General features: G+C 43.2%; 30 protein-coding genes. 20 read left to right on the top strand and 10 right to left on the bottom strand.

Features of this window, described 5'->3' with window-relative positions; all coding sequences use genetic code 11:
• Window positions 1–37: 37 nt before the first annotated feature.
• Window positions 38–775 (top strand): MerR family transcriptional regulator, encoded by a 738-nt coding sequence (locus tag AC2EXB_RS18015; RefSeq protein WP_483602617.1) that lies wholly within the window; start codon window positions 38–40, stop codon window positions 773–775.
• 44 nt (window positions 776–819) lie between these two features.
• On the opposite strand, the gene AC2EXB_RS18010 is transcribed toward AC2EXB_RS18015, so the two are convergent.
• Window positions 820–1512, bottom strand: a complete 693-nt coding sequence (locus AC2EXB_RS18010; protein WP_483602616.1) for a lysostaphin resistance A-like protein — start codon at window positions 1510–1512, stop codon at window positions 820–822.
• A gap of 223 nt (window positions 1513–1735) precedes the next feature.
• Here AC2EXB_RS18010 and AC2EXB_RS18005 point away from each other — a divergent pair, with 223 nt between their 5' ends.
• The 4 genes from AC2EXB_RS18005 (at window position 1736) to AC2EXB_RS17990 (ending at window position 5432) form a co-directional block, all read left to right on the top strand.
• Complete coding sequence (locus AC2EXB_RS18005; protein WP_483602615.1) at window positions 1736–2290, top strand: YdhK family protein; 555 nt, start codon at window positions 1736–1738, stop codon at window positions 2288–2290.
• 84 nt (window positions 2291–2374) lie between these two features.
• Window positions 2375–2662 carry a metal-sensitive transcriptional regulator gene (locus tag AC2EXB_RS18000; RefSeq protein WP_052649850.1) on the top strand — a complete coding sequence of 96 codons (288 nt, stop codon included), beginning with the start codon at window positions 2375–2377 and terminating at the stop codon, window positions 2660–2662.
• A 74-nt stretch (window positions 2663–2736) separates the two neighbouring features.
• Window positions 2737–2940 carry a copper chaperone CopZ gene (gene copZ / locus AC2EXB_RS17995; protein WP_052649851.1) on the top strand — a complete coding sequence of 68 codons (204 nt, stop codon included), beginning with the start codon at window positions 2737–2739 and terminating at the stop codon, window positions 2938–2940.
• Between the two features lie 71 nt (window positions 2941–3011).
• A complete protein-coding gene (locus tag AC2EXB_RS17990; protein WP_483602614.1) occupies window positions 3012–5432 on the top strand; it encodes a heavy metal translocating P-type ATPase in 2421 nt (806 codons plus the stop codon).
• A gap of 64 nt (window positions 5433–5496) precedes the next feature.
• Here the strand turns inward: AC2EXB_RS17990 and AC2EXB_RS17985 are convergent, their stop codons facing one another.
• The 3 genes from AC2EXB_RS17985 to AC2EXB_RS17975 all read right to left on the bottom strand — a co-directional run bounded on the left by AC2EXB_RS17985 (window position 5497) and on the right by AC2EXB_RS17975 (window position 8997).
• The gene (locus tag AC2EXB_RS17985) at window positions 5497–5808 is read right to left on the bottom strand and encodes a hypothetical protein (protein ID WP_483602613.1); all 312 of its coding nucleotides are present in this window, start codon (window positions 5806–5808) and stop codon (window positions 5497–5499) included.
• A gap of 187 nt (window positions 5809–5995) precedes the next feature.
• Complete coding sequence (locus tag AC2EXB_RS17980) at window positions 5996–6229, bottom strand: hypothetical protein (RefSeq protein WP_483602612.1); 234 nt, start codon at window positions 6227–6229, stop codon at window positions 5996–5998.
• Between the two features lie 347 nt (window positions 6230–6576).
• Window positions 6577–8997 (bottom strand): sensor domain-containing protein, encoded by a 2421-nt coding sequence (locus tag AC2EXB_RS17975; RefSeq protein ID WP_483602611.1) that lies wholly within the window; start codon window positions 8995–8997, stop codon window positions 6577–6579.
• 375 nt (window positions 8998–9372) lie between these two features.
• On the opposite strand from AC2EXB_RS17975, the gene AC2EXB_RS17970 reads away from it, so the two are divergent.
• The 8 genes from AC2EXB_RS17970 (at window position 9373) to AC2EXB_RS17935 (ending at window position 17511) form a co-directional block, all read left to right on the top strand.
• Window positions 9373–11307 carry a fructose-1,6-bisphosphatase gene (locus AC2EXB_RS17970; protein ID WP_483602610.1) on the top strand — a complete coding sequence of 645 codons (1935 nt, stop codon included), beginning with the start codon at window positions 9373–9375 and terminating at the stop codon, window positions 11305–11307.
• A gap of 206 nt (window positions 11308–11513) precedes the next feature.
• Window positions 11514–12866 carry a 3' terminal RNA ribose 2'-O-methyltransferase Hen1 gene (locus AC2EXB_RS17965; RefSeq protein ID WP_483602609.1) on the top strand — a complete coding sequence of 451 codons (1353 nt, stop codon included), beginning with the start codon at window positions 11514–11516 and terminating at the stop codon, window positions 12864–12866.
• Window positions 12863–15451 carry a polynucleotide kinase-phosphatase gene (locus tag AC2EXB_RS17960; protein ID WP_483602608.1) on the top strand — a complete coding sequence of 863 codons (2589 nt, stop codon included), beginning with the start codon at window positions 12863–12865 and terminating at the stop codon, window positions 15449–15451. Before AC2EXB_RS17965 ends, AC2EXB_RS17960 begins: the two co-directional genes overlap by 4 nt.
• A gap of 223 nt (window positions 15452–15674) precedes the next feature.
• Window positions 15675–15854: a response regulator gene (locus AC2EXB_RS17955; protein WP_483602607.1), complete on the top strand. Its 180-nt coding sequence runs from the start codon at window positions 15675–15677 to the stop codon at window positions 15852–15854.
• Window positions 15847–16209: a prolyl oligopeptidase family serine peptidase gene (locus tag AC2EXB_RS17950; protein WP_483602606.1), complete on the top strand. Its 363-nt coding sequence runs from the start codon at window positions 15847–15849 to the stop codon at window positions 16207–16209. The genes AC2EXB_RS17955 and AC2EXB_RS17950 overlap by 8 nt, the downstream gene beginning before the upstream one ends.
• A 98-nt stretch (window positions 16210–16307) precedes the next feature.
• Window positions 16308–16925, top strand: coding sequence for a hypothetical protein (locus AC2EXB_RS17945; RefSeq protein ID WP_483602605.1), 618 nt, complete (start codon window positions 16308–16310; stop codon window positions 16923–16925).
• A 126-nt stretch (window positions 16926–17051) separates the two neighbouring features.
• Window positions 17052–17189 carry a hypothetical protein gene (locus AC2EXB_RS17940; protein ID WP_483602604.1) on the top strand — a complete coding sequence of 46 codons (138 nt, stop codon included), beginning with the start codon at window positions 17052–17054 and terminating at the stop codon, window positions 17187–17189.
• A gap of 73 nt (window positions 17190–17262) precedes the next feature.
• Window positions 17263–17511 carry a DUF1871 family protein gene (locus tag AC2EXB_RS17935; protein WP_483602603.1) on the top strand — a complete coding sequence of 83 codons (249 nt, stop codon included), beginning with the start codon at window positions 17263–17265 and terminating at the stop codon, window positions 17509–17511.
• On the opposite strand, the gene AC2EXB_RS17930 is transcribed toward AC2EXB_RS17935, so the two are convergent.
• Both AC2EXB_RS17930 and AC2EXB_RS17925 read right to left on the bottom strand, forming a co-directional pair.
• On the bottom strand, window positions 17508–17792 hold the full coding sequence (locus tag AC2EXB_RS17930; RefSeq protein ID WP_483602602.1) for a hypothetical protein: 285 nt from the start codon (window positions 17790–17792) through the stop codon (window positions 17508–17510). The genes AC2EXB_RS17935 and AC2EXB_RS17930 overlap by 4 nt on opposite strands.
• 20 nt (window positions 17793–17812) lie before the next feature.
• Window positions 17813–18088: a hypothetical protein gene (locus AC2EXB_RS17925; protein ID WP_235197564.1), complete on the bottom strand. Its 276-nt coding sequence runs from the start codon at window positions 18086–18088 to the stop codon at window positions 17813–17815.
• Between the two features lie 144 nt (window positions 18089–18232).
• Between AC2EXB_RS17925 and AC2EXB_RS17920 the strand changes: the two genes are divergently transcribed.
• The 4 genes from AC2EXB_RS17920 to AC2EXB_RS17905 all read left to right on the top strand — a co-directional run bounded on the left by AC2EXB_RS17920 (window position 18233) and on the right by AC2EXB_RS17905 (window position 20140).
• Window positions 18233–18517, top strand: a complete 285-nt coding sequence (locus tag AC2EXB_RS17920) for a hypothetical protein (protein ID WP_483602601.1) — start codon at window positions 18233–18235, stop codon at window positions 18515–18517.
• A gap of 8 nt (window positions 18518–18525) precedes the next feature.
• Entirely contained in the window at window positions 18526–19293 is a 768-nt protein-coding gene (locus AC2EXB_RS17915) for a hypothetical protein (protein WP_483602600.1), read from the top strand.
• Window positions 19294–19369: 76 nt separating this feature from the next.
• Window positions 19370–19669, top strand: coding sequence for a hypothetical protein (locus tag AC2EXB_RS17910; protein ID WP_483602599.1), 300 nt, complete (start codon window positions 19370–19372; stop codon window positions 19667–19669).
• Window positions 19670–19699: 30 nt separating this feature from the next.
• Window positions 19700–20140 (top strand): DUF7878 domain-containing protein, encoded by a 441-nt coding sequence (locus AC2EXB_RS17905; protein ID WP_483602598.1) that lies wholly within the window; start codon window positions 19700–19702, stop codon window positions 20138–20140.
• Between the two features lie 9 nt (window positions 20141–20149).
• Here the strand turns inward: AC2EXB_RS17905 and AC2EXB_RS17900 are convergent, their stop codons facing one another.
• Window positions 20150–20278: a hypothetical protein gene (locus AC2EXB_RS17900; protein ID WP_483602597.1), complete on the bottom strand. Its 129-nt coding sequence runs from the start codon at window positions 20276–20278 to the stop codon at window positions 20150–20152.
• A 289-nt stretch (window positions 20279–20567) separates the two neighbouring features.
• Between AC2EXB_RS17900 and AC2EXB_RS17895 the strand changes: the two genes are divergently transcribed.
• The gene (locus AC2EXB_RS17895; protein WP_483602596.1) at window positions 20568–21086 is read left to right on the top strand and encodes an RNA polymerase sigma factor; all 519 of its coding nucleotides are present in this window, start codon (window positions 20568–20570) and stop codon (window positions 21084–21086) included.
• Complete coding sequence (locus AC2EXB_RS17890; RefSeq protein WP_483602595.1) at window positions 21070–22110, top strand: anti sigma factor C-terminal domain-containing protein; 1041 nt, start codon at window positions 21070–21072, stop codon at window positions 22108–22110. The genes AC2EXB_RS17895 and AC2EXB_RS17890 overlap by 17 nt, the downstream gene beginning before the upstream one ends.
• A 77-nt stretch (window positions 22111–22187) precedes the next feature.
• On the opposite strand, the gene AC2EXB_RS17885 is transcribed toward AC2EXB_RS17890, so the two are convergent.
• From AC2EXB_RS17885 to AC2EXB_RS17875, 3 genes are all read right to left on the bottom strand, one after another.
• Window positions 22188–23171 (bottom strand): RtcB family protein, encoded by a 984-nt coding sequence (locus AC2EXB_RS17885; RefSeq protein ID WP_483602594.1) that lies wholly within the window; start codon window positions 23169–23171, stop codon window positions 22188–22190.
• Window positions 23172–23272: 101 nt separating this feature from the next.
• Window positions 23273–23797, bottom strand: a complete 525-nt coding sequence (locus AC2EXB_RS17880) for a hypothetical protein (RefSeq protein WP_483602593.1) — start codon at window positions 23795–23797, stop codon at window positions 23273–23275.
• 177 nt (window positions 23798–23974) lie between these two features.
• Window positions 23975–24193 (bottom strand): hypothetical protein, encoded by a 219-nt coding sequence (locus tag AC2EXB_RS17875; RefSeq protein ID WP_483602592.1) that lies wholly within the window; start codon window positions 24191–24193, stop codon window positions 23975–23977.
• A gap of 166 nt (window positions 24194–24359) precedes the next feature.
• Here AC2EXB_RS17875 and AC2EXB_RS17870 point away from each other — a divergent pair, with 166 nt between their 5' ends.
• Window positions 24360–24875 (top strand): dihydrofolate reductase family protein, encoded by a 516-nt coding sequence (locus AC2EXB_RS17870; protein WP_483602591.1) that lies wholly within the window; start codon window positions 24360–24362, stop codon window positions 24873–24875.
• Window positions 24876–24939 lie beyond the last annotated feature (64 nt).

The raw sequence follows: 24939 nt of genomic DNA, 5'->3' as shown, positions 1-24939 counted from the left end.
TAGTATTAATGACGATGAAAATCTAGGGGGAAAAGGATTGGAAACAGAAAAAGACACAGTTTACGTTTCAACAGGCGAACTGGCAAAACGATTAGCAGTTTCTGTCCGCACCATCCGCTATTACGATCAGATTGGGCTTGTGCAGCCGGCAAAAAAAGAAGCGGGCGGCAAGCGGTATTATTCGGATGCGGAAATTTTGGATCTGGAAAAAATCCTGCTGCTCAAATCGCTGGACTTATCGCTTGAAGACAGTCGGAAAGTTCTTTCGGAACAATCACTGTCTGCAGTATTAACTGCCCATAAAGCGTTGCTGGCAGAAGAGATGGAACGCCTTCAGCTTTCAATGGACCATACGCAATCGCTGCTGAATGTACTGGATTTGGAAGGGGCGCTTCACTGGGAAGACTTGATTGAATTGGTAGCGAAGTCTAAAAGGGACAAGGATTGGAACCGGTATTTTTCTGAAGCGCAGCAAGGACAGTTGAAACAGATGCTGCCAAAACTTGAAAACTCGGATGTATCGACAAAGAAATGGATCAACCTCATCAAACGGATTGAGCTTTGCCTGGCGAGTGGTGTTTCTCCTGAATCCGCGGAGGCGCAGCTAATTATAGAAGACATGGATATTCTTTCAGCAGAAACGTTCGGAAACGATCTTCAGTTGGCAGATGATTTCTGGGAAGTCCGAAAATCAGCTGAAGCATCCGAACAATTAGGTTTGTATCCCATTGATTCTGCAGTCATTGAGTTTTTGGAAAAGGCGGCAAAAAAATAAACCCTTCAAGGCAAGGACCATTCTTGCTTTGAAGGGTTTTACTTTTAGGCGAATGAAGTCAGGATGACAGCCAGTCCATTGAAAGCACCATGTATGATGATGCCAGGGATGACTGAACCGGTTTTTTGGAAAGCCCAAGCAAAAATAAGTCCGGAAACAAAATTCACAGGCAAGGTATTATAGGTTGGAATGTGGACAATCGTGAAAATGGTTGAACTGATTAAGAGTCCACCAATGATGCCGAAGCGGCTGCTGAAAAAGCGGTAAAGAAACCCCCGATAGAAAATCTCTTCATAAATAGGCGAGATGATTGCAGCAGAAACAAAGGCAATCACGAAATTCAGCAGCGTCATCTGTGCTTGCAGGCTTTCCGTTTTGCTGTTAGCTGTTCCAATCCCAAGGAAAGACATGCCGATGACGATTAATATACTGGCAACAATTAAAATGACAGTCCACCAAAGGATAAACTTCCAATGCTTAATCGCGAAAGATTGCACGCCGAGCGCTTTCCAAGATTGATGATTTGGCTTCAGAACGATCAAATACAGTCCGCCCAAAAAGATGAGGGACATGGCAAATCCGGTGGCAGTGCCTGCGTATAATTCATTTTCAAAAAGGCCAAGTAAGTAATGGAAGAGTCCGTATTCAATAACAATAGGTACAGCGATTAAAGTTAGAAACAATACGTACAGCAGTTCTTTCCAACTCCAGAGATTCATTTTTACATTCATTTTCATTGGTTAATTTCCCTCCAAAATTTATCTTCTTCCTCTCAGCGTAGCAGGTGACGTAAGGTCACCTGCAAGAGTTTTTTTAAAAAAATATCTGATAATTGATCAAATCACTTTACATACTATAGGGGGGTATTGTATATTAACGGTGAAGTGACTGAAGGTTCTTTAATAGCGCGGACAGCCAAACTTTCTATCTCGTTATCAAACAGCAAAGGAGACCATCATCATGAAATTTAAAAATCTTCTCACGTATGTTCTTGTATTGGCTATTGCCGCTTTATTAGCTGCCTGTTCCGGCAGCGAAGGCGGCGATCAGGCAGCGATGGACCATGATCAGAATGGACATATGGAACATTCAAGTACAGGAGAGCTGCCGGAAGATTTGGAGAAGGCTCTACATCCGAAGTATGAAGTAGGCAGCAGCGTTCTTATGGATGCCGATCATATGGAAGGAATGCAAGGCGCCGAAGCAACTGTGGCCGGTGCTTTTGATACAATCGCCTACGCCATTTCCTACACACCTGAAAATGGAGGAGAGCGAGTCGAACACCATAAATGGATCATCCATGAAGAGATTGAAAATGCCGGAGAAGAAGCCTTTCAGGCAGGTGATGCGGTGACGATCGAAGCCAGCCATATGGAAGGAATGCAAGGTGCCGAAGCCCTAATTGAATCTGTCGAAAAAACCACAATCTACATGGTGGATTTTACTCCCGCTTCAGGCGGTGAAAAAATAGAGAATCACAAATGGCTCATTGAAGATGAACTATCAGCCCAATAAAACCGTCAATCCGCTTTTTTGACATTTTTAGGGGTCCAATATATAATACGGGTATAGGGTATTATAATTCGGGAGGTTCACTATATGGAAGAGACAATTAAATCGACAGTGCAGCCAAACAAGCAACAGCTTTTGAACCGCTTGAAGCGGATCGAAGGACAAGTCCGCGGTGTCCATCAAATGGTGGAAAATGACCGTTATTGCGTAGATATTCTTCATCAAGTAAGCGCCATTCAGTCTGCGATGAACAAAGTGTCACTTGCGTTGCTGGAAGATCATACACATCACTGCGTATCAAAAGCCATCAAAGAAAACAAAGGCGAAGAAGCGATCAATGAATTGATGGATGTTATGAAGACGATGACGAAGTAATCAAAGCAAAATCATTGTATACCCTTTAGGGGTATGGTAAGTTGAAGGAAATCAATCATTAGGAGGAATATCAAATGAATGAAACATTAAAAGTTGAAGGCATGTCTTGCGCGCATTGCGTGAATGCAGTGGAGTCAAGCGTAGGAGAATTGCAAGGCGTTTCATCTGTAAAAGTGGATCTTGAAAAAGGAGAAGTGGCAGTTGCGTTCGACAACAGCCAAACTTCATTGGATAAAATCCAGGAAACAATCGAAGATCAGGGATATGACGTCGTATAAGAGTGCTTTTCAGCACTCTTTGTTTTTAACGAAAATATACCCCCTAGCAGTATAAGGGAGGAGGACTAACGATGGCAGTAGAATCAAAGCAAGCAAATTTCCAGATTACGGGTATGACATGCGCAGCTTGTGCGACCCGTATTGAAAAAGGCATTAGCCGAATGGATGGCGTTGAGAAAGCCAATGTCAATTTAGCGCTTGAAAAATCGTCTATTCAATATGATCCGTCAAAGCTTAGTGAGGCAGATTTTGAAAAGAAAATTGATGCGCTCGGCTATGGCGTCGTGAAACAGAAAGCGGAATTTGATATTACGGGCATGACGTGCGCAGCTTGTGCCACCCGCATCGAAAAAGGCATTAGCCGACTTGACGGAGTAGCATCAGCCAACGTCAACTTAGCACTTGAAAGAGCGACGATTGAATTCAATCCATCTGAACTGGCGATTGGCGATATTATTAAAAAAGTAGAGAAGTTGGGCTACGGTGCCCATCAAAAACAGGAAGACCACGAACAAATTGATTATCGCGAAAAGGCAATCCAGGACCAGAAACGGAAATTTATCATCTCAGCTATTTTATCTTTGCCTTTACTCTGGACAATGGTCGGCCATTTTTCATTTACGTCGTTTCTCTATGTTCCGGAAATTCTGATGAATCCATGGGTGCAAATGCTGCTGGCAACTCCGGTTCAGTTTATCATCGGAAAACAATTCTACGTTGGAGCTTATAAAGCCTTGCGCAATGGCAGTGCCAATATGGACGTGCTTGTGGTGCTAGGAACATCTGCAGCCTATTTCTATTCGGTCTATCAGGCAATTGTGATGGCAGGGACGCATCACGGGGCGCAATTGTATTTTGAAACAAGTGCGGTTTTAATTACATTGATTATTCTTGGAAAGCTCTTTGAAGCAAAAGCGAAAGGCCGCTCTTCAGAAGCCATCAAAAAACTGATGGGACTCCAGGCGAAAACGGCAATGGTTTTGCGCAGCGGCGAAGAACGGGAAGTTTTGTTAGAAGAAGTTGTCATCGGCGATACGATTTTCGTGAAGCCGGGAGAAAAAATTCCGGTTGACGGAGAAGTGCTGGAAGGGTCGACAGCGGTGGATGAATCGATGCTGACTGGAGAAAGCCTGCCGGTCGATAAAACCGAAGGCGACGCTTTATACGGTTCAACGATCAACAGCAATGGATCCATTAAAATGAAAGCCACTAAAGTAGGACGGGATACTGCACTCGCGCAAATCATTAAAGTGGTAGAAGATGCGCAAGGAACCAAAGCGCCGATTCAGCGCATGGCCGATAAGATTTCGGGCATTTTCGTGCCAATCGTCGTCGGCATTGCGATTCTGACTTTCCTCGTGTGGTTTATCTGGGTGGAGCCGGGCAATTTTACGCCAGCACTTGAAGTGTTGATTGCAGTGCTTGTAATCGCTTGTCCATGTGCGCTCGGACTGGCAACACCAACATCGATCATGGCAGGGTCTGGCCGGTCAGCCGAAATGGGCATCCTTTTCAAAGGCGGCGAACATTTGGAACAGACGCAAAGCATCGATACCGTCGTGGTCGATAAAACAGGCACTGTTACGCACGGGAAACCGGTACTGACGGATGTTCTCCTTGCAGATGGACAGGAACAAGAAAAGTTTCTGGCACTCATTGGAGCAGCCGAAAAACAATCCGAGCATCCGTTAGCACAAGCCATTGTCCAAGGAATTCAGGAAAAAGGGATTGAACTTGGACAAGTTCAGTATTTTGAAGCGGTGCCGGGATATGGAATTCAATCGACGGTTTCAGGGCAAGGCGTTCTCGTCGGTACCCGGAAATTGATGGAGCAATATGGAATTGACGTGTCAGCCGTGATGCCGCAAATGGAAAGTTTGGAAAGCGTCGGCAAGACAGCGATGCTAGCAGCCATTAACGGAGAATATGCAGGGCTGGTTGCTGTAGCCGATACGATTAAAGAAACATCGGAAGAGGCCATCAAACGCCTTCAGAAAATGGGCATCCGCGTCATCATGATGACTGGCGACAACGAACGGACAGCACAGGCAATCGGCAAACAAGTCGGTGTCGACGCGGTGATTGCAGAAGTGCTGCCGGAAGGAAAAGCAGACGAAGTGAAAAAGTTGCAGCAAGAAGGCAAAAAAGTGGCGATGGTCGGCGACGGCATCAATGATGCACCGGCACTGGCCACAGCCGATATCGGGATGGCGATCGGCACCGGTACGGATGTAGCAATGGAAGCGGCAGATATCACATTGATCCGCGGCGATTTGAATAGCATTGCCGAAGCGATCCTCATGAGCCGGAAGACAATGCGCAATATCAAACAAAACCTATTTTGGGCATTTGCTTATAACACAGTAGGGATTCCGATTGCTGCGATTGGCTTGCTGGCTCCTTGGGTAGCAGGCGCCGCAATGGCTTTCAGTTCCGTATCTGTCGTTTTAAATTCATTGCGCCTGCAGCGGGTGAAATTAGGCAAAAACTAAATCTTTTACGAAAAAAAGCCGAAGGCACATAAAGTGCTTTCGGCTTTTGCTTCGGATAAAAAAGTTAGTAAACCACATGATTCGGTTCTGTAAAATGTATTTCCACAGCGGCAGCGACTTTCTTCAGGATTTCTGTCTTTGTAGCGGAGGTCTTGATCTCCAGAGGCAAAACAAAGGCTTCCGGTTCTTTCGCAGGGAGATGCTCAACCAATAGGGCTTGGCAAGACTCATTGCGCGAGCCACTTGAAGATATCAGAAAAACCGAATACAAGCTGGTATCAATGATTTTAGATCTTACATCTTGTTCCTGGCTTAGAGCAAGGGCATCAATCACGCGGCTCACTTTCGTGTCATGATTTTCATCTCGTGTCGGCATAGTTATCCAGATCCTCTCTTTGTATCTGCCTTTTCTTTTATTTATAGTTTCCCTTTTCGTTTGGATAATAATCACTAGTGCAAACTATTTTTCGAAGGTCAATTCACCTATATTTTATCAAATGAAAAATCCGTGCTGGCTTTCGGCACGGATTTTTCTGTTCTATGAGTATCGTCTAAACGAATGATTAAGCAGTTATAGAAGAATAGAGCGCTAGGTGGATAACCTCTGCTGCTTCTGTAACCGATTGGTAATGTTCAATGGCACCAGTTTGCAAGTAAGTCAGTTCAAGTACTTGAGTATGCGGCACACATTTTACGAGAATATGGTCTATGTTTTCTTTTGTAAACGTTTGAGTGATCCGTACATTATTGTATTCGCAAATCGTCTCTAAAAGAGTTCGGATGCTTTCTTTTTTCATAGGGCATTCTCCTTTCGCGTCGGAAAGTGACTAAAAAAAGTCTGGAGAATCCAAGGCTATGCATTTGTTCCAAGTATAACACGTTATTTCCTTTCGATAGGCGAAATACAAAAAAGATACAATGATGAAATAATTGTCTTTATTTATCTATTGAAGCGAAATTATTACTATAATAACTTGGATGGTTTCTTAAGATTTTCTATAGTTAAATTTTTAATGATCCGCTGCTTTTAACAGCTGACGAATAAAAACGCACACCAGGAGTCCGATATGTGAAATACAAAAAAGAAGCCGGTGAAAAATAATACCTTTTCACTGGCTTCTGTCATTTCTTTACTGTGCTGCCTCTAACAATAAAAGCGGTATTCATTCCAATTCGATTTCTTCGCTTCATACAAGGCCATGTCCGCGCGTTTAATCAATTGTTTTTCAGTTGTCGCGTGGTCCGGATAGATGGCTATGCCAATGCCGGCACCAATTTGAATATCGACGCCATTATAGCCAAGTGGAGTTTCAAAAGATCGGATGATTTGTTTGGCCATTTCTTCGGCTGTTTTCGCTGAGTCAACATTCGGGAGAATAACGCCCATTTCATCTCCGCCGAGCCTTGCAGCAGTTTGGCCGGAATCCATGCAGGATTGCAGGCGCGCAGCCATTTCTTTGATGACGGCGTCTCCTGCATCATGGCCGAAGCGGTCATTGATCTCTTTGAATTTGCGTCCATCGAGCATCAAAACCGCAACTTTTTTGCCGGATTGATCGGCATCCAGGATCGCTTTTTCTAAACGATCATCGAAAGTCCGCCGATTCGGAATAGCGGTCAGGTGGTCATAAAAGGCCATTTTTGCAATTTTATCCTGCAGTTTTCGGCGCTCTGTAATGTCGCGGGCAATCGTGAAAAATTTCTTCACTTTTCCATCTTCAATAACAGGGGTTGGCGAAACTTCCATCCAGATATATTGGCCTTCCTGATTCAGGAAACGGACCTCAATCGTTGCCGGTTTTCCGCCTTCAATGACGGAAGTGACACTTTTGCGTAGGATCGCTTGGTCCTCAGGATGCACATTTGTCGCGAATGGCTTGCCGATAAAGGAGTCGTTATCAAACCCGGTAACACGTTCATAGGCAGGGGATACATATTCAATCCGCCCTGAAAGGTCGATTAAGGTGATGATATCAAACGTGCTTTCTGTGATTAATCTGTATTTTTCCTGGCTTTTTTGAAGTGCGGTCTCCGCTTTTTTCAATTCCGTCACATTTTTATAGATGATGGTGGCTCCGACGATTTCTTTGTCGGCATTCCGTACGGGCGAATAGGAAGAGATGATGTTCAGCGGTTTGCCGGACTTCGTCATGCGGATGGTGTCATGGGAATTCACGGTTTCCCCTTGTGAAATCCTTTCCACAATGTCAAATTGATCTTTACTCATATGAGCCGGGATGATCGTGCCATTCCCGCTCAGCATCTCTTCCTCCGTATAACCGAAAGTTTCTTCGAATGCTGGATTCACTCTGACAATATCCCCATTCATATCAATAAAAAAAATGGGATCAGCCGAATTATTCCAGAAGACTTCGAGATTTTTTTTCGTCTCATTCAGCGCGTTATAGGCATGTTTGACTTCTGTGATATCCGTTGCAATTCCGTGGATTCCCACCAACTTTCCGTTGACGATAATCGGAATATTCATGGCCTGCAAATCAATGAGCTGCCCGTTTTTATGGAGGAAACTTAGTTCATAGCGCTGCGGCTGCTTCGTCTTGACGGTTTTATAGAAAAGCCGCTTCACTTTATCCATTTCTAAAGGCATGAGAGCGGTTCTAAAGTCCCCATCTTTCAACTCTTGGATCGTATATCCCGTGATATTTTCAGCACCCGCATTTATACTTTCTAAAAAACCGTGGCGGTCAAAAGTGAAGATGCCATGCGGATGATTAGCATATAAAGATTTATAGCGCTGCTCACTTTCTTGCAGAAGACCCATCATTTTTTTCTGTTCGGTAATGTCCTTTGCAATTATGTAGACCCCAATCACTTCTTTGTCGACGACAATCGGAATGGTATTTACATAACAATTAACGATGGATTGATCTTTATTGTAGATGGCTGTTTCAAAATCAATGGCATGTCCTTGAAGAGCCTGGTCAAAATGGCGGAGCGTATCTTCCAGGCAAGATTCAACAACCATCGAAACGACGGATTGGCCAATCAGCTCTTCTTCCGTCAAGCCTGTGACTTCGGTGACTTTTTGATTGATGCGGAGGAACTTTTTCTGCTCATCAAACTCGAAGACGGCATTCGCATTGTTTTCAACGATGGAATCGAGCCGTTTGCGTTCAATTTCAATCTGCTTTTGGGTCGCTTGAAGGTCTTTTTTCTTGTACTCCCGTTCTGTTACATCCCGGATGATGGATAAGATATGGCGGCACTGCCCATCTGCGGAAAATATCGGGTTAAGCACAGTTTCTCCGATGAATTCCCCGTCTTTTGTATCTACTTTTTCAAGAAATTCCACGGATTCCCCGGTAGCAATCGCTTCATAGTGATGGCTGTTAATCGTCTGGCTTTGTTCTGCATCTAATACATCTTCTATTCGTTTTCCGATGAGATCCTGCGTCGGCATAAGTGCTAAAGCGGAGGGATTTACATAGAGGTAGCGAAAAGAACCGTTATCTTCTTCCATGAGGAATACGGGGTCTTTGACAACGTCAAAAAGAGCGGTAGAAGCCAAAATGTCTTGCCCCAATTTCATTGATAAATCCTTCATATAAATTACCCCTCCCTTCATTAAAACCTTCTAGCTTCATCATCCTAAAGTCGATTTTCAAAAATAAAAGGCTTACATTCTCCAAACTTTCTTTATTTTAAATGACCGTCAAAAAAAACTCACAATTGTTTGAAATAAAAAGGATATAATTACCATTGTGACTATTCTACTGGATTGCTTCCAAAGAAGATAGTACCGAATCTGGAATTTTGAATTATTTTAATTGTACATAGAATAGAAACAATATTCTCCAATTAAGCAAACACATATACTAAAGACAGTCCCATATCTGCTAAAATAGACGTACAGAATGAATTTCTGCTGAACAGCTCAGATTCAGATTCATCAGAACGAAAAATTGAAGGGGGAGTCCTGATGTTAAATTTAAAGTATTTGGATTTGCTGGCGCAAAAATACGATAGTGAAGAAAAAGTCGTCACCGAAATCATCAATCTTGAAGCCATACTTGATTTGCCAAAAGGAACGGAACATTTCGTCAGTGACTTGCATGGCGAATATCAAGCATTCCAGCACGTATTGCGCAACGGTTCCGGCAACGTGAAAGTGAAGATCCGCGACCTTTTCAAAAACGAAATGCAGGAAAAAGAGCTGAACGAGTTTGCGACTTTGGTTTATTACCCGGAAGAAAAGCTGCAAATGATCAAGAGCGCTTTCAGCAGCAAACAGGAGTTGCGGGACTGGTACATTGAAGTTATCGAGCGAATGCTGAAACTTATTTCCTATGCTTCTTCGAAGTATACCCGTTCCAAAATCCGTAAAGCCTTGCCGAAGCAATTTGTTTACATTATTGAAGAATTATTATATAAAACCGATGAATTCAAAAATAAAAAAGATTACTACGATAAGATTTTAGAGCGCATCATCACACTCGGCCAGGCGGATAAACTCATTATCGGTCTTGCCTATACGACCCAGCGGCTGGTAGTGGATCATCTTCATGTCGTAGGCGACATTTATGACCGGGGCCCCGATCCGCATAAGATTATGGATACGCTCATCGACTACCATTCCGTCGATATCCAGTGGGGGAATCATGATGCATTATGGATCGGTGCTTTTGCCGGATCGAAAGTCTGCTTGGCGAACATCATCCGCATCTGCGCGCGCTACAACAACCTCGATATTATCGAAGATGTCTACGGCATCAATTTACGGCCGCTTTTGAATCTGGCGGAGAAGTATTACGAGGACAATCCGGTATTCCGTCCGAAGCGCATCTCCGGTGAGAACTTGACCGAACAGGAACAGCTGCAGATTACCAAAATCCATCAAGCGATTTCAATCATCCAGTTTAAATTGGAAGCGCCGATCATCAAGCGCCGCCCGTGCTTTCACATGGAAGACCGTCTTCTATTAGAAAAAGTGGATTATGAGAAAAACGAAGCGACCATCCATGGAAAAACTTATCCCCTTGAAAATACATGTTTTGCGACCATCAATCCGGAAAAACCGGATGAATTATTGGAAGAAGAGCAGCAGGTGATCGACAAATTGCTGTTTTCAATCCAGCAGTCGGAGAAATTGGCGCGCCATATGAAATTCCTCATGAAAAAAGGTAGCCTGTATTTGAAATACAACGGCAATTTGCTGATTCACGGATGTATTCCATTGGATGAAGATGGCAGCATGAAAGCGATGGAAATCGAAGGCGAGACCTATGCCGGACGCGAGCTATTGGACGTATTTGAACGCTATATGCGCCAGGCATTTGCGTATCCGGAAGAAACGGATGACTTTGCGACGGACATGATTTGGTATCTGTGGACAGGCGAAAACTCCTCGCTTTTTGGAAAACGCGAAATGACAACGTTCGAACGCTATTTCATCAAGGAAAAAGAAACGCATAAAGAACGGAAAAACCCGTACTATTACCTGCGCGAAGACGAAAATGTATGCCGCCGTATGCTTGAGGAATTTGATTTGAATCCGGATCAGGGGCGCATCATCAACGGCCATACCCCGGTAAAAGAGCGGGACGGAGAAGATCCAGTCAAAGCGAACGGCAAGATGCTGGTCATCGACGGCGGATTTTCGAAAGCCTACCAGTCCACGACGGGGATTGCAGGCTATACGCTGCTCTATAATTCCTACGGCATGCAGCTCGTCGCCCATCAATTGTTCAACTCGAAAGAAGAAGTGTTATCGAAAGAGACAGATGTCTTATCAGTAAAGCGTCTCGTGGATGAAGAACTTGAACGGAAAGTGGTCCGCGAAACGAATATCGGTGAAGGATTGCTCCAGCAAATTGAAAGCTTGAACAGTTTAAGAGAACATCGGTATATGGACTGATTTACAGTGCAGCCAACGAATGAAGTCAGGAGGAAACCTCAAATTGGTTTTTTTCTGGCTTTTTTCGTTTTATATAATTGAAATAATGAGAGCATGTTTAAAAAGTAAAAGAATGAGTGGAATTAAATGGACATCGATAAAATCATTTCCAGCTAATATGATATATTGGTTTTATCTTATATGAAGTGAGAGATGGGGGATTTATTATGCAATTGACGATTCGTGCAACGGGTGAAAATGTGAAGTCGATTTCTCATCTGTTGTCTAAAAATCCAAACAATCTATATGAAAGAAATCAAAAAGGCCACTTAGTGCGCTTTTTCTATAGCAAGTTCACAGAAGATGAACTGGAGGCAACAATTTTTGTCACGCCGGACCCGATTGGACTGATTCAAAATAAAACAAATTCGTATGACATCACCCATTATATAAACGACCGGGAATTTGCAGCGAGCAGCATCTTTTTATCCTTAATCCGTTCTGCGTTGGGGACTGCTTTAAATGGCCAGCCTAAAGAAGAACAGATGGAATGGGTGGAGCATCCCTTCGCCTTTACGCTCGAACTCGGGCCAGTAAATTCAACGCTTTCAGACCACCAACTAAGAGAATTGTTCGAACCGCTGGGCTATGGAGTGGAAATTACCCAACCGGAGCTTCACTATTCCTTTCGTTTAAAAGAAAGCAGCCAAGTACGCATGATTTCTTTGGCGGGAATCCAAACTTTACAAAATTCCTTGCGTCATTTATTTGTCCTGATTCCAGTAATCGACGACTACAAACATTATTTCATTGACGAGAAGGAGATTGAAAAGCTGGAGAGGTACGGCGAAGGATGGCTGGAAAAGCACCCCCTGAGAGAAGTGATATACCGCCGAGCCCTGCGCTTTAAGGAAGTATACAGTCTCGTTGAAAATACCACTGCAGAAGCTCCGAAAGCGGAACCTGTGAAAAAATCACGGTTAAATGAATTGCGGTATGAAAAAATTGCAGAAACTGCAGAAACGCTGCATCCCAAAACGGTCGTGGACTTTGGTTCAGGCGAAGGGAAACTGGCTGTCAAATTAGGGTTAGTCAGCGGGGTCAGAGAAGTTCTTGCAGTTGAGCCCTCTGAAGTTGAAATTATCAAAGCGAAAAAACGTTTTGAAAAAGCGAAAGGCCAAGAAGCTTTCGTTGAGCCGGAAACCTTATGGGGTTCTTTGTTCTATTACGATGAACGTTTAAAAGATAAAGATTTGATGATTCTATGCGAAGTGATTGAGCATATTGATGAAATGCGGCTTCCGAAAGTATTTGATACACTTCTTCATTTATACAGCCCGAAATCCTTGATTGTCACGACTCCTAACCGTGAATACAATGAAATCTATGATATGGCCGAGCATTTCCGCCATGATGACCATCGGTTTGAATGGACACGGGCGGAATTTCGCAGCTGGTGTGCTGAACGCAATACGAAAGGAATCTATGAACTTGAATTTACAGGAATTGGCGAAGAACACCCGGAGCAGGGAGCGCCGACGCAAATGTGCCTATTTAGAAGGAAGGTGAATGCAGGATGAGAATTGGCTTGCCGCATACAGGAATCGTTTTGCTGATTGGTCCGTCCAACAGTGGAAAATCTACGTTCCTAAAAAGACAAATTGAGGAAAAGGCTGTTCTGCCATCTGAAGTGGTCAGTTCTGATGACTTCCGTATGAGGGTTGGCGATCTGGAATTCATTGACTGGAAAAACCGGCCGCAAGATGAAGCGAATGGTTTGATGGATGAATATCAGGAGCTGTCAAAAGAGGCATTTACCTTGATGGACAACGTGATTAAAGCGAGATGCCGCTTAAATAAACTGGTTTTTGTCGATGCAACGCACCTTCGTTCTGAGGACCGTAAAAGATACATTGAACTAGCGAAAGAAAATCATGTGCCCATTCAAGCAATCGTCTTTGATGTAAATGAACGCATTCTAACTGCCCGCGATGAAGTACGCGACAACCCGCGAGGAAAGCGTCGGATTAAGCAGCAGTACCAGATCTTCAGAAATGAAAAGCGTTTTATTAAAAAAGAAGGCTTTACAGCCGTTCATACACTGAAGGAAGAAGAAGTTGAATTCTTCCGGAGAACAAACCCGATTGAACTGGATATCGATAAAGGCATCGATGTGATTGGCGATATTCACGGATGCTACGAGGAGCTAATAGAGCTGTTAACCAAACTTGGGTATGAAGAAAATTCAGAAGGGTTTTACATACACCCCGAAGGCCGCCGGTTCGTTTCCGTCGGTGATGTAATGAGTCGAGGGCCTGAGTCGCTTAAGACAATGATGTTCTTTTATCAGCATGTCCAAAAAGGACTTGCGCTGATGGTTGACAGCAATCATGGCTGGAAGATTGCCCGGTGGCTGGATGGGCGTCAGGTCGTATTGAGCCATGGGGATGAAAAAGTGGAAGAAGAATTCCGTGTATACGAACAAAAAGTGGGAATTGAAAAGCTTCAGGAAATAAAACAGCAATTAAAAGACTTTCTTTTAAATGCTCCCTCCCATTACGTCTTTCAGAAAAACGGCGTACCGGTGGTGATCGTCACACATGCAGGCATAAAAGATGAATTTATCGGCAAACAATCCCAAACCATCAGTGACTTCTGCCGTTATGGAGATTCCGATGGATCCCGAGAAAATGGGCGGCCAGTCCGGAAAGACTGGACAATCGGCCATCACAAAAGTGTATTGGTTGTCTGGGGGCATGACCCGAAACCGAAGCCGCTTTTGGTCAATCAGACGATCAATATCGACCAAGGAGTTGTTTTCGGTGGTCAATTAACGGCATATCGATACCCAGAAAGGGAATTTGCAGCAGTCGAGGCAAAGCGGGATTACTCCGGACATCCTGATAATCCGCTTATAGAATGGGAAAAGAATCGATTGAATCCTCCCGATATTGCCAAATTCCTGAAAGGTTATTCAGTTTTGACGGAAGAGTTGGGGGAAGTGCGGATTCCACCAGAACTGGTGAAACCGGCAATTGATACAGTTTCGCATTTTACGGTTCCGATCGAGCAATTGGTTTACATTCCGCCAACAATGAGTCCAACACCAAATCCTTCTGCGATGGAAAACTATTTGGAGCATCCAAAAGAAGCAATCGAGTATTTCAGAGCAAATGGAATCCATACCATGATTGCAGAAAAGAAACATATGGGCAGCCGCGCTATTCTGTTTTTATTCAAAGACGAGGAAGCTTCCGAAAAGCATACCGGTATCCGTTCTTTAGGGACAATCCATACGAGAACCGGAAAGCGCTTTTTCGACCGCGAAACGGAAGCGCAATTGTTGAGACAGGTCAACGGGGATTTAAAGCGGATGAACTATTTTGAAGAGAAGGAAACTGAGTTTGTTCTGTTGGATGCCGAAATCATGCCGTGGAATTTAAAAGCCAAAGAATTAATCAGCAGCCAGTACGCGCATGTTGCAGAGAATGCTTTATTAGACCGGACGTTTTTGAGAGACAAGCTGGCTGCAGCTGCGAAAAGCAACACAGAATTGCAGCATTGGCTGGAGGAGTACGAACAAAAACTTGGAAATGCGCAAGATTTCAATGACGTTTTTCAAAAATATTGCTGGGATGTCGATTCAGTAGAGGCCATTCAAATTGCGCCTTTCCATATCCTTGCCCACAGTAACCGGACATTCTTCGACAAGCCGCATACTTGGCATATGGAAATGAACCGGTATCTGGCCAGCCATTCTAATTTGTTTGTGGAGACGGAATACAAAATGATTTCCGATGAAGCCAGTGAAGCGGAAGTGATTGACTGGTGGAAAGAAATAACGGAAGATGGCCATGAAGGCATTATTATCAAACCGGAGTTCTATATAACCAGGCAGAAAGGGAAGCTGTTGCAGCCGGCTATTAAGGTAAGGGGCAGCCGCTATTTGAAAATCATTTACGGCATGGATTATTTAGAACCGGCTAATTTAATAAGATTGAAAAACCGAAACACCGGCAAAAAGCAGAAACTAGCCTTAAAAGAATTTACTTTGGGGATAGAGGGAATCAGTCGCTATGTAAACGGGGAAACGATTGAACGGGTCCACGAATGTGTATTAGGGGCACTTGCTTTAGAATCTGATCCTGTAGACCCGAGATTATAACAAAATGGCTTAAAGAAGTAGAAAACGTTTCAAGGTCATCAAATCAATTTATTATCTATAAGTCGAAAGGAACTTCATCTCGAGGTTCCTTTTTTTCATACACTTTAAAAAAAGCGAAAAAGTGACAAGATTGATTTATAGTTGATTGTATGGAAACATAGAAGATAAAGGCTTTGGATAAAATTCAGTGAAAGCAATTTTGACGAATGGAGGATGTATGGTGATGGATCCACGCATAATGGTGTTGATTTGTGATGATAATATTGCTGTCCATGAGAGCCTCAATGCCTACTTGCAGGCTGAAGGGATGGGAAGTGTTTCCGCATATGACGGGGAACAGGCACTCCAAATCCTGGCAGAGAACCAGTTGGTACGGCCAGATCGACTTCCTCGAGATGGATGAGCAGTTTGAAGAATCAGGAATTGCACCGAAAATAGGCGAGCGAAAAGATGCCGAATCACCTGAAAGCAAATTTTTAGGCGGCAGCATTGCCGAAAAAGCGGATGCTGTCGAAAAGGCGAATCCCGAAACGTATATCACGAAAAACGATCCGGCTTTCTTAATCCAGCATGGCTCAGCAGATCCGAATGTACCCGCTCAGCAATCCATGGATTTTGCAGAAGAACTGACGAAGACATTAGGCGAAGACAAAGTGGAGTTCAACCTGTTCGAAGATGCGGTTCATGGCGGCGAACCTTTTAACGCGAAAGAAAATCTCGACGATGTTTTCACGTTCCTCGATCGTTTTTTGAAATAAAATAAAAAGTTTTAAAAAAGCGACTCCTTTTTTAAAGTCATCCGTCTATTCGGGTAACAGCTCTTTTAAAAGAAAAGAGTGAACAAGGAGGAAGAAAGATGGAGAGAAATAAAAAGGGGCTTTTGAAGAACGTACGAAATTTGATGTTACTGGTGGCAGCCTGTTTACTGGTATTAAGCGGTTTACCGAAAGGTTTCACAGAAAATGTGCAAGCTGCGGAAGTGAAGCTCGACAACCGGGCGGCCATTCAAACCGTCATTGAAAAAGAGTTCAACGGGCCGGATAAAAAGTACCGCAAGTTATGGAATGCAGCGATGAAAGAGCTATCGAAAGATTTGACGGAAGAACAGTACCAGGAGTATTTGAAATCACCGACAAACTTGAATTTATTGGCTTATACGGAAAAAACCTATGCACCTTATTTCACTGAAAAAGGCTATGATGTGTTCACTTATACAGGAGATGCGTTCATGGCGAGCATCTATCCAGGGGACTTTAGCTTAAAAGCGTCTAATATCAAGATTAAGCAGAATATGAAAAGAACAAAATCGTATAATTTCACTTTCCAAGTGACTTACACGAATCCAAATAAGAAATCCTCCGTCTTCAATTACCGAGGAAAAGCGAGTTTGCCGCAAAAGGGGAAAATCAGTGTCATCGAATTCACAGACTTGAACGGGCTGGAGAAAGAATTGAATAAACTCAACAAAAAATAAAAGCTGCCTATGGCGGCTTTTTATTTTGGGGATTTAATGGAGGGAGTCTGTTTGTGGAGCTGTAACTTTTTCCGGTTTTCTTCGTTTCATTAAACAAGAAGAATTCCGATAAAATGAGGTGAACAAATGAAGCTATTAACCAGCAAGTGGTTTGAAAAGGCATTTATGGCCGTGTCAGGGCTGCTGCTGATCTGGTTGATTTTAGGATTTCTATTGATAGGAGGCTTTATCCTTCTGCTATTTATGGAAGAGTTTCAAAAATGAGTACACTCTGTTCAGGTCAGCTGTCTTGAACGTTTTGATCGTTTGATAAAATGAAAATAAAAGGAGAGAGAATATGGAAAACTTCAATGAAATTAAACGGGTGATTAATGAATGGGATCCGATAGGCTTGCTTGCGATGGAATGTCCTGAAGACGAATACCATCCGGAAATAGCGGATATTGCCAAACGGTTAAAAGAAATCCATTCGGTTGAGGAAGCAGCACACATGATTAAACAAGTATTTCTGGAATGGTTCGGCGAAGAAGTGAAACTGGAAGAGTGTTATGCAGCAGCCATCAAAATAACGGAGCCCACTTTTTAACGGCTGCTGTTTTCAAAGCGTTTCGAAGCGAAACCGATATAAAGAAAAACAAACCCTGCGATGGAAGTTGCGATGGCATGTACGAAACCGCCTATGCTTGCGCCAATCCCGCCGCCCATTACGCTTCCCGCAAGGTTCATAAAAAGGAACCAGACAGGAATCGGCAGTAAAAATGCCGTGAGATAGCCAGCATGAATCCACCTGTGCGATTTGTTCCCGGCAAACAGTTTTACCGCAAAGCTCAATAAAGCGATAAAGACAGCTAAAATCAAAAGCTCCATCGGAATCCCTCCTCATGCATCTAACGGCCGGATTTTTTATCACGCTCATACTCCGCTAAAAATTTCTCGTCTTTCTTTTTATCGACAAGGGTCCAGATCACATAAAGAAGAACTGAAAAAGCGAGAATCAGTAAAGACGCATTAAACACAAAATCAAAATCCATTTCTGTGATGGAATAGTTTTCTCCATTGTCATTAATCACTTCAAACGTTGGGGCGCTGTAATCCCACAAAAAGAAAGACAGCACGCCGCCTATTAAGAGCCCGCCTAAAATAGAAAGCAAAAATTTCTTCATCCGCCACCTCCTAAGCTAATTCTATCGCAACGAGAGGGAAATGCTAGAAGAAATTTAACTATTCTGGATTTATTTCCAGGATAATGAAACGCTTGCCCTTTTCAATGCGTATAAGAAAGAAAACCAAAAGAGGGAATGAGCGAAATGGAAAATTCTCTGAATCACGTTTTAAAGTTGCGAAGAGAGGGCAAGCTGTTCGAATCCCACCACATTCTTAAAGATAGGATATCCGCGGATCCGGAAAATGCAATGCTGCGCTATGAGTATGCCTGGAGCTGCGACATCCTGGCGAAAGACGAGGAAGCGATTTCTTCCTATCAACAAGCGCTTGAACTCGGGCTGCCAGAACCCCAAGCCGTGAACGCATATGGACAGATCGGTTCTCTTTACCGGTTGCAAGGCGTCTTGAGGAAGCTGAACACATTTTGATGTCAGGGATGTCTAAAGTAAAAGATGACAGCCTTCTTAAAATTCACTATGCATTTACCCAATATAATTTAGGAAACTCGGAAGAAGCGATGCGTTGGATGGTCGAGGCGCTCCTAGGCTCGACGAGAAATCCGGAAATTCTCCTGAATCAGCGGGCAATCGGTTATCTTGGCAGCAACTTGGATACCCAGGATATTATGGGAAGCCTTACTGGTTTTTTAAATGAAGAAAGCAAAGCACCGGAAAAGGAGAAATCGCTTATAGAAAAAGTGGAAGATGTCCTAAAGGTTTTTGAACCCGCTTCTTTCCATGGAGGCTGGGCATTCGAATTTCATCGCTATGATCTGCATTTTGCCGACCCGGATGACCAAACCCGGCGAGCGGCATTTGCAGCATTCGCCATGATGGTTGGCATTTGGGAGACCGAAAGTGCCACTTCTTTTATGCCACAGCATGAGCGGAAATATACGGGAGGATTTCAACCGGACGAACCTTATTTTGAACTCAATGGCTATATCGCTGCTTTTTATTCAAATTACACTGCTCTCGAGCAGGAATTCCCGGTCATGACGGTTTATGCAGTGGATGCAATTAATGCCATTGATGAAAGAAGCAAACTTGGATTGGAACAAGAATTTCCCGAGATGGACCCGGTCTTATTCCAGCAATTCAGGGAAAACATTCTTATGCCATACCGGCAAGTAAAGAAAAAGCTCCCGCCATTCGAAGATTTCCTTTATGAAATTGGATGGAATTCTTCCTACAGTCCGTGGTGAAATCTGGAGCTGGATAAAGGAAGGAAAGATGTGAGAGAGGTGTTTAAGAAAAGCCGAAAAAGAGAGGCGGGAGATCATGAAGAGGACGAAGAAGGTAGTCGGTATCGCAGTTTTGGCTTTTTTAGCTTTGGGACTTGCAGCTTGTGGAAACTACGAGGGAACTGTAGCGGAAAAAGGAGATACGAGTTTCATCGTGACGATAGATGAAGAGAAATCGGAAAAAGAGGAGATCCATCTTACCGATATTACTGAGTTCAGCGGGAAAATCAGTTCGTACGAAGAACTGGAAGAAGGAGACCGGGTCAAGGTCGTGCCTGTGGACACCACTACTGAATTCCCGTATATCCTGGCTTTGGAAGTGATTGTGGAAGAATAAAAGAAAGCTGGGAAAAAAGAGGAGGAGAAAATGGAACTTGCAATCGATTTCAACTTAGATCCAGCGCTGAGACTGGATAAAAAATTACTCCATCAAAAAAACGGAAAATTGTTGATTGATGTGGATGGAGAACTGGAAATTAATATAAAAGATGCCTGTTTCTTTCGCGAACCTTCTTTTACTTTGCTGGAACTGGGAGTCAGTTTAAAAAGATGGCGTAGAAGCCAATCGGGCGGAACGGAAAGTTTTTACTTCTACACCATGGAGTATGACGAAAGAGAAGGTCCGATGCTGGCTTTTAAAAAGAAAAGTGAAAACCAATGGCAGCTGTTTTCAATTTGGCAGAATTTTGAGCATGAAGAGACATTGACCCAAGAAGCACTGGTAAAAGGCGTAGACCGCTACTTAAACGAGTTGGAAGCGGTATTGATGGACCGCTACCGCATTCGCTATGCTGATTTTATAAGGTGAAAGAACCTCTCATATCAACTTTTTCCGGGATTTGACTACCAACAAAATCAGCCGTATCAGCCCGATGATTCCGAATAAGATAAAGAAAGTGAAAACCCAATCTCCATAATTGATGTTAGCTTCTGCAATGCTGTTCATAATCATTCATCTCCTTCTTTCTTTACTATACATATTAATCGCCAATAAAGTTTCAGTTTTTCTAAAAAAAGGAAGATGAATCATCATAAATCGAATGGTAAAGTAGAGAAGACTCTACAGTTTCCTGTTATCTTTTATTCCAAAAGTAAAACCGCTAGGGAGAGCCGAAGCCTTGCAGCTTCGCTTCTCCTTTTTTTTATGCCTTCAACTGGACGGCATAAAATAATTTCAGAAACAATGTTAACTTTTTACAAGTGAAAATGTCTTATAAGCGGAAGGAGGGGAGCAATTGAATCCTCGGGAAGAGTTGATGGCGGCATTGCATGGAAAGACAGACATCATCTTCAAGTATTTGGTGAAGATCGGTGCGAGCAAAAGCGATGCGGAAGATACCGTTCAGGAAGCGGTGTACCGGCTTATGCTGTACATCGATTCAGTGGACGGGACAAAAGCCTATAGCTGGCTGTTCCGGGTAGCCGTCAATCATTATTATGATTTGTGCCGGAAACAGAAAAAAGAAATACATACGACTTTCGAGAACCTTGAATTTGTCGATGACTCGTTTTTGCCGGAAGATTTTGTCCGGCAAGGAGAGATGAGAACTGAAATTGAGCAGGTACTCGATCAATTGCCTCCTCTCCAGAAGCAATTATTGCTCATGAAATACGAAATGGAATTAAGTTATGCAGAGATTTCCGAAATGCTGGACTTGAATTTAGGGACGCTTAAAACTTATCTGTTCCGAGCGAGAAAAGCGTTTAAGGAACAGTACGAAAAGGAGATGGCAAGACATGAAAAATTCTCATAAAGAAAAAGAATTGGAACAGCTTTTTAAGCAGGATCCTTCCAATGATTCATTTGGAAAGATCATCAACAAAGCCAAAAGAAGAACGGTTTTTCGGAATGTATTAATTTCTGTTGTAGTTCTGGGTTTATTGACCATTGCTTCCGGAATTGCTTGGCTATCGATTATGAGGTGGCACGAATCCAATGCGTTGCGGGACATTGAATTATTCAGCCAGATCACCGATCCGAATATTGAAGAGATGGGGCCTCAGCAGCAAGGCAATGGCTTGTTTGAAAGCATTTTAAGATTCGAACGCTATAAAGTGATTGAAGAGATTCCGGTTGATTGGAGTGAAGAAACGATGACCTACAGCCTTTTTGGGGGCGTCAGCGGATTTACCGGCGACCATTCCTATATCACAGTGGAAGACGAAGAAAAGGGGCTGATGAACTATTATGACCGGGAAACGAAGCAGCGCGTGCTCGGTTTTTATCATCCGGAAGTGGAATACGCCGGACTCGCAGATGGACTAGGCGAATTGGAAAGTTTCCCGGAAGAAACGTCCGCCGAAATCGCCTTGTCTTTTGACCAAGCCTATACGCCCGAGGAAATCCGGGAAAGCTTGCCGGAAGACGTCACATTAAAATGGTATTGGATTGACACGTATTCCCCGGATGATCTGGAACGGATGAATCAAAAATTCGAAGGGGAATTCGTTAATTCCCCGGAACTTTCAGATCAAGTGTATGGGATTGAAGAATTTTCTTTTGACGAAGACATCTTTACCGAAGAAGAACAGCCGACAAGCGAAGAGGGGTTTGTGGATAGAATCCAAGACGGGATGACGCTTGAAAATGGTAAATATTACAGCGAATACAAACGGATCCATGACCTATTGAAAGGGGACGATGAGCGCTTAACGACCGATGATGTGCAAGTCGTCGGTGCAGTCGTAACGGGAACGAAAGAGAACCTGCAAACTTTAGAAGACATGCCGATGGTGCGGGCATCGGCCTTAGGCGTCACAGTGAATCCTTATCAATGAAGTCCTGCATTTACAGAAATAAAAGCATTCTCTAAAAAAGAACGGCTAAAAGGATTATTCCTTAAGCCGTTCTTTTTTCATTTTCTTCTCCAGCCTTGGAATTCCGCTGCCTTGAAATTATAGAGCGGTTTTAGAATGGACTGGATTTCGATGGTTTCTTTCGTGTTTTGGATAATTTCATCCATCGGTTTATATGCGAATGGCGACTCGTCAAGGGTGTCCTGATTCACGCTTGTCGTATAGACGCCCTTCATCGTATCGGTGAAATCATCCAATTGCAGCAGCGCTTTGGCTTTCGTCCGGGACAGAATGCGGCCAGCGCCATGCGGTCCGGACTGGTTCCAGTCGTCGTTGCCTTTGCCTTTAGCAAGAAGGGAGCCATCGCGCATATTGATGGGAATCAGCACAAGTTCATCTTTTCTTGCTGAAATAGCGCCTTTTCGCAAAATCATATGGTCCAAGTCAATATAATTATGGACGGTATCGATGCGCCCGGCTTCTTCAAAATTCATCGCTTCCAACAACACCTGCATCATCGCTGCCCGGTTCCATTTGGCGTAACTCTGGGCAATCTTTAAATCGTTGAAATAATCTTCCATGAGGAAACCCTGTAGATAAGCAAGATCATTCGGAATGATCGGCTTCGCAGATTTATAAGATTTCATCGCGGCTTGAATTTCCCGCTCTCGTCCTTCAGCTTTTAGCTGGGCAATCATTTCATTTAATCCTTCTTTATCGCTTGTCAGGCTTTCAATGGCTTTTTTCTGGTGGTAATTCGCAACGCGTACACCTAAATGACGGCTGCCGCTATGGATGACCATAAACAGGCGGCCATCTTCTGTTTGGTTCATTTCAATGAAATGATTGCCTCCGCCAAGCGTGCCGAGTGAAAGAGCGGCTGCTTCTTTTGAAAAGTTGGCCAACACTTTCTCAAGGTCGATGTGGCTAATATATTCATGAGCGGTTTGTCGAATCGATTGGCCGGAAGGAACGAGCGTCTGGACAGCTGCATCCAGTTTCGCAAAATCAACATCGGCCCTTTTAATTTCCACACACAGCATTCCACAGCCAATGTCGCATCTAATCTTTAGTTTCCTAAAGGAGGGACTATACCTTCTCTATGGTCAACGGAGTATGCAGCTCCTCTCATAGGCTCGCCGTATTAATCAATCACGTGATCCATAAAGTTTTTATTAGTATGCCAATGATACAGACGATGGCAATTCGAACAAAGGATTTCACATTTTTCTGCTTCTGCTGTTACCTTTTCTTTACTGTAGCGATTAATAAAATTCAAGTTAACATTGAAAATTTTTGTGCTCGGATCTTTGTGGTGAAAATCAAAAACCGGAGTATTTTGGCCATCATGGATTAGTCCGCAATGGAAACATCTATTTCCTAATTTTTCTAGCAAAGCTATTCTTATCTGATAGGCTCTGTGCGCTCGATAAGCATGACGCTGTTCTCGATTACGATGATTCCATTCTCTTTTGTACTGATTCTTTATTTCGTACTTCCTATTGTTGTGACCGTTAACGAATTTTATATCTCTTGCATATTTATCTTTGGACTTAATTTTTTCTTTACAACCGCAAGCACATTCAATTATTGAAGCATTTTCATAAACTTTCTTAAAATATCTTTGTTTGGGTGTTAAGCCATCATCATAAGCATTTTTAAGAGACATAAAGACTCCCCCTTATATAATTATGGACATAGAATGATTCTGCGTATAAATCTGCAACTAGTACGCAAGTCTCTGAACCATTTGATTGTGTCGCCACAACCTCTGGCTGCTGATTGCCCTCGGCTTTACGTTAGGGGTTCCAGCAATTGAGCGAGTTTTTTTATGTTGGAGCCGATTTCAATTAACCCCAACCAAATTTGGAACGACACGGTCAATTACTTTCATGGTTGTACCAATAACCGCTCCTTTTCCAGCATGGCAATCCGGCATGATCCGCACATTCGCTTCCTTTGTTAGTTCTACATTCAAAAAACCTGCTATTTGAGACACCGTCACTTCATCAATATTATCTGTAAAAACTTTGGCGTCACTATAAGCGCCTTTAATAATTTTCATGTTGCTCTCCTTTCTGAATTGCGATTCCAACTAATAGAACCTCTAAACTATTATTTTAAACGAAAAGGAATTAAAATAAAGAAAATTCTGAAAAAAACTGATAATCTTCTGTTTAATAAAATATAAGGAGGAAGCAGGATGGCAAAAGTCTGTTTTGGAATGATTCATGTCGCTTCATGGTTTTGTGAACGACCGGAACGGAGGAATGGACAAACTGTATGCCAGCTTTGAACCGAACAAAGAAATCAATGACATAATGGCAAGAACGGGATCGGTCATTCTTGGTCGCCGGACATTCGATTTAGGCGAACCGGATGCCTACGCAGACAATTATGAGTTTCAAGTGCCAATCTTCGTAATGACACATCATCCACCGGTAACGCACCCGAAAGAAAACGGCCAATTAAAGTTTACCTTTGTCTCCGATGGGATTGAAAGCGCAGTCCAGCAGGCAAAAGCGGCAGCAGGAGAAAAAGATGTGCTCATTCTCGGTGCGGATGTTTTCCGGCAAGCGCTGAAAGCCGGACTTGTCGAGGAACTGCAAATCGCAATCGCGCCGATCCTTCTTGGAAAAGGGCTGCGGCTTTTTGAGCAGTTGGAAGAGCTTGAAATCAACTTAGAGAAAATCCGGACCATTGAAACCAGCCGGCAAGTGGAAATTTGGTATAAAGTGATTCAGTAATCTATGAGAAAAAGAGCAGAAAGTCAGGCTCTTTTTTCTTTTACACCATGTGGCTAAATATTTT

Source organism: Planococcus alkaliphilus (assembly GCF_057031095.1).
The sequence above is the reverse complement of the archived record's forward strand: the minus strand, read 5'-3'. Positions and strand labels throughout refer to the sequence as shown.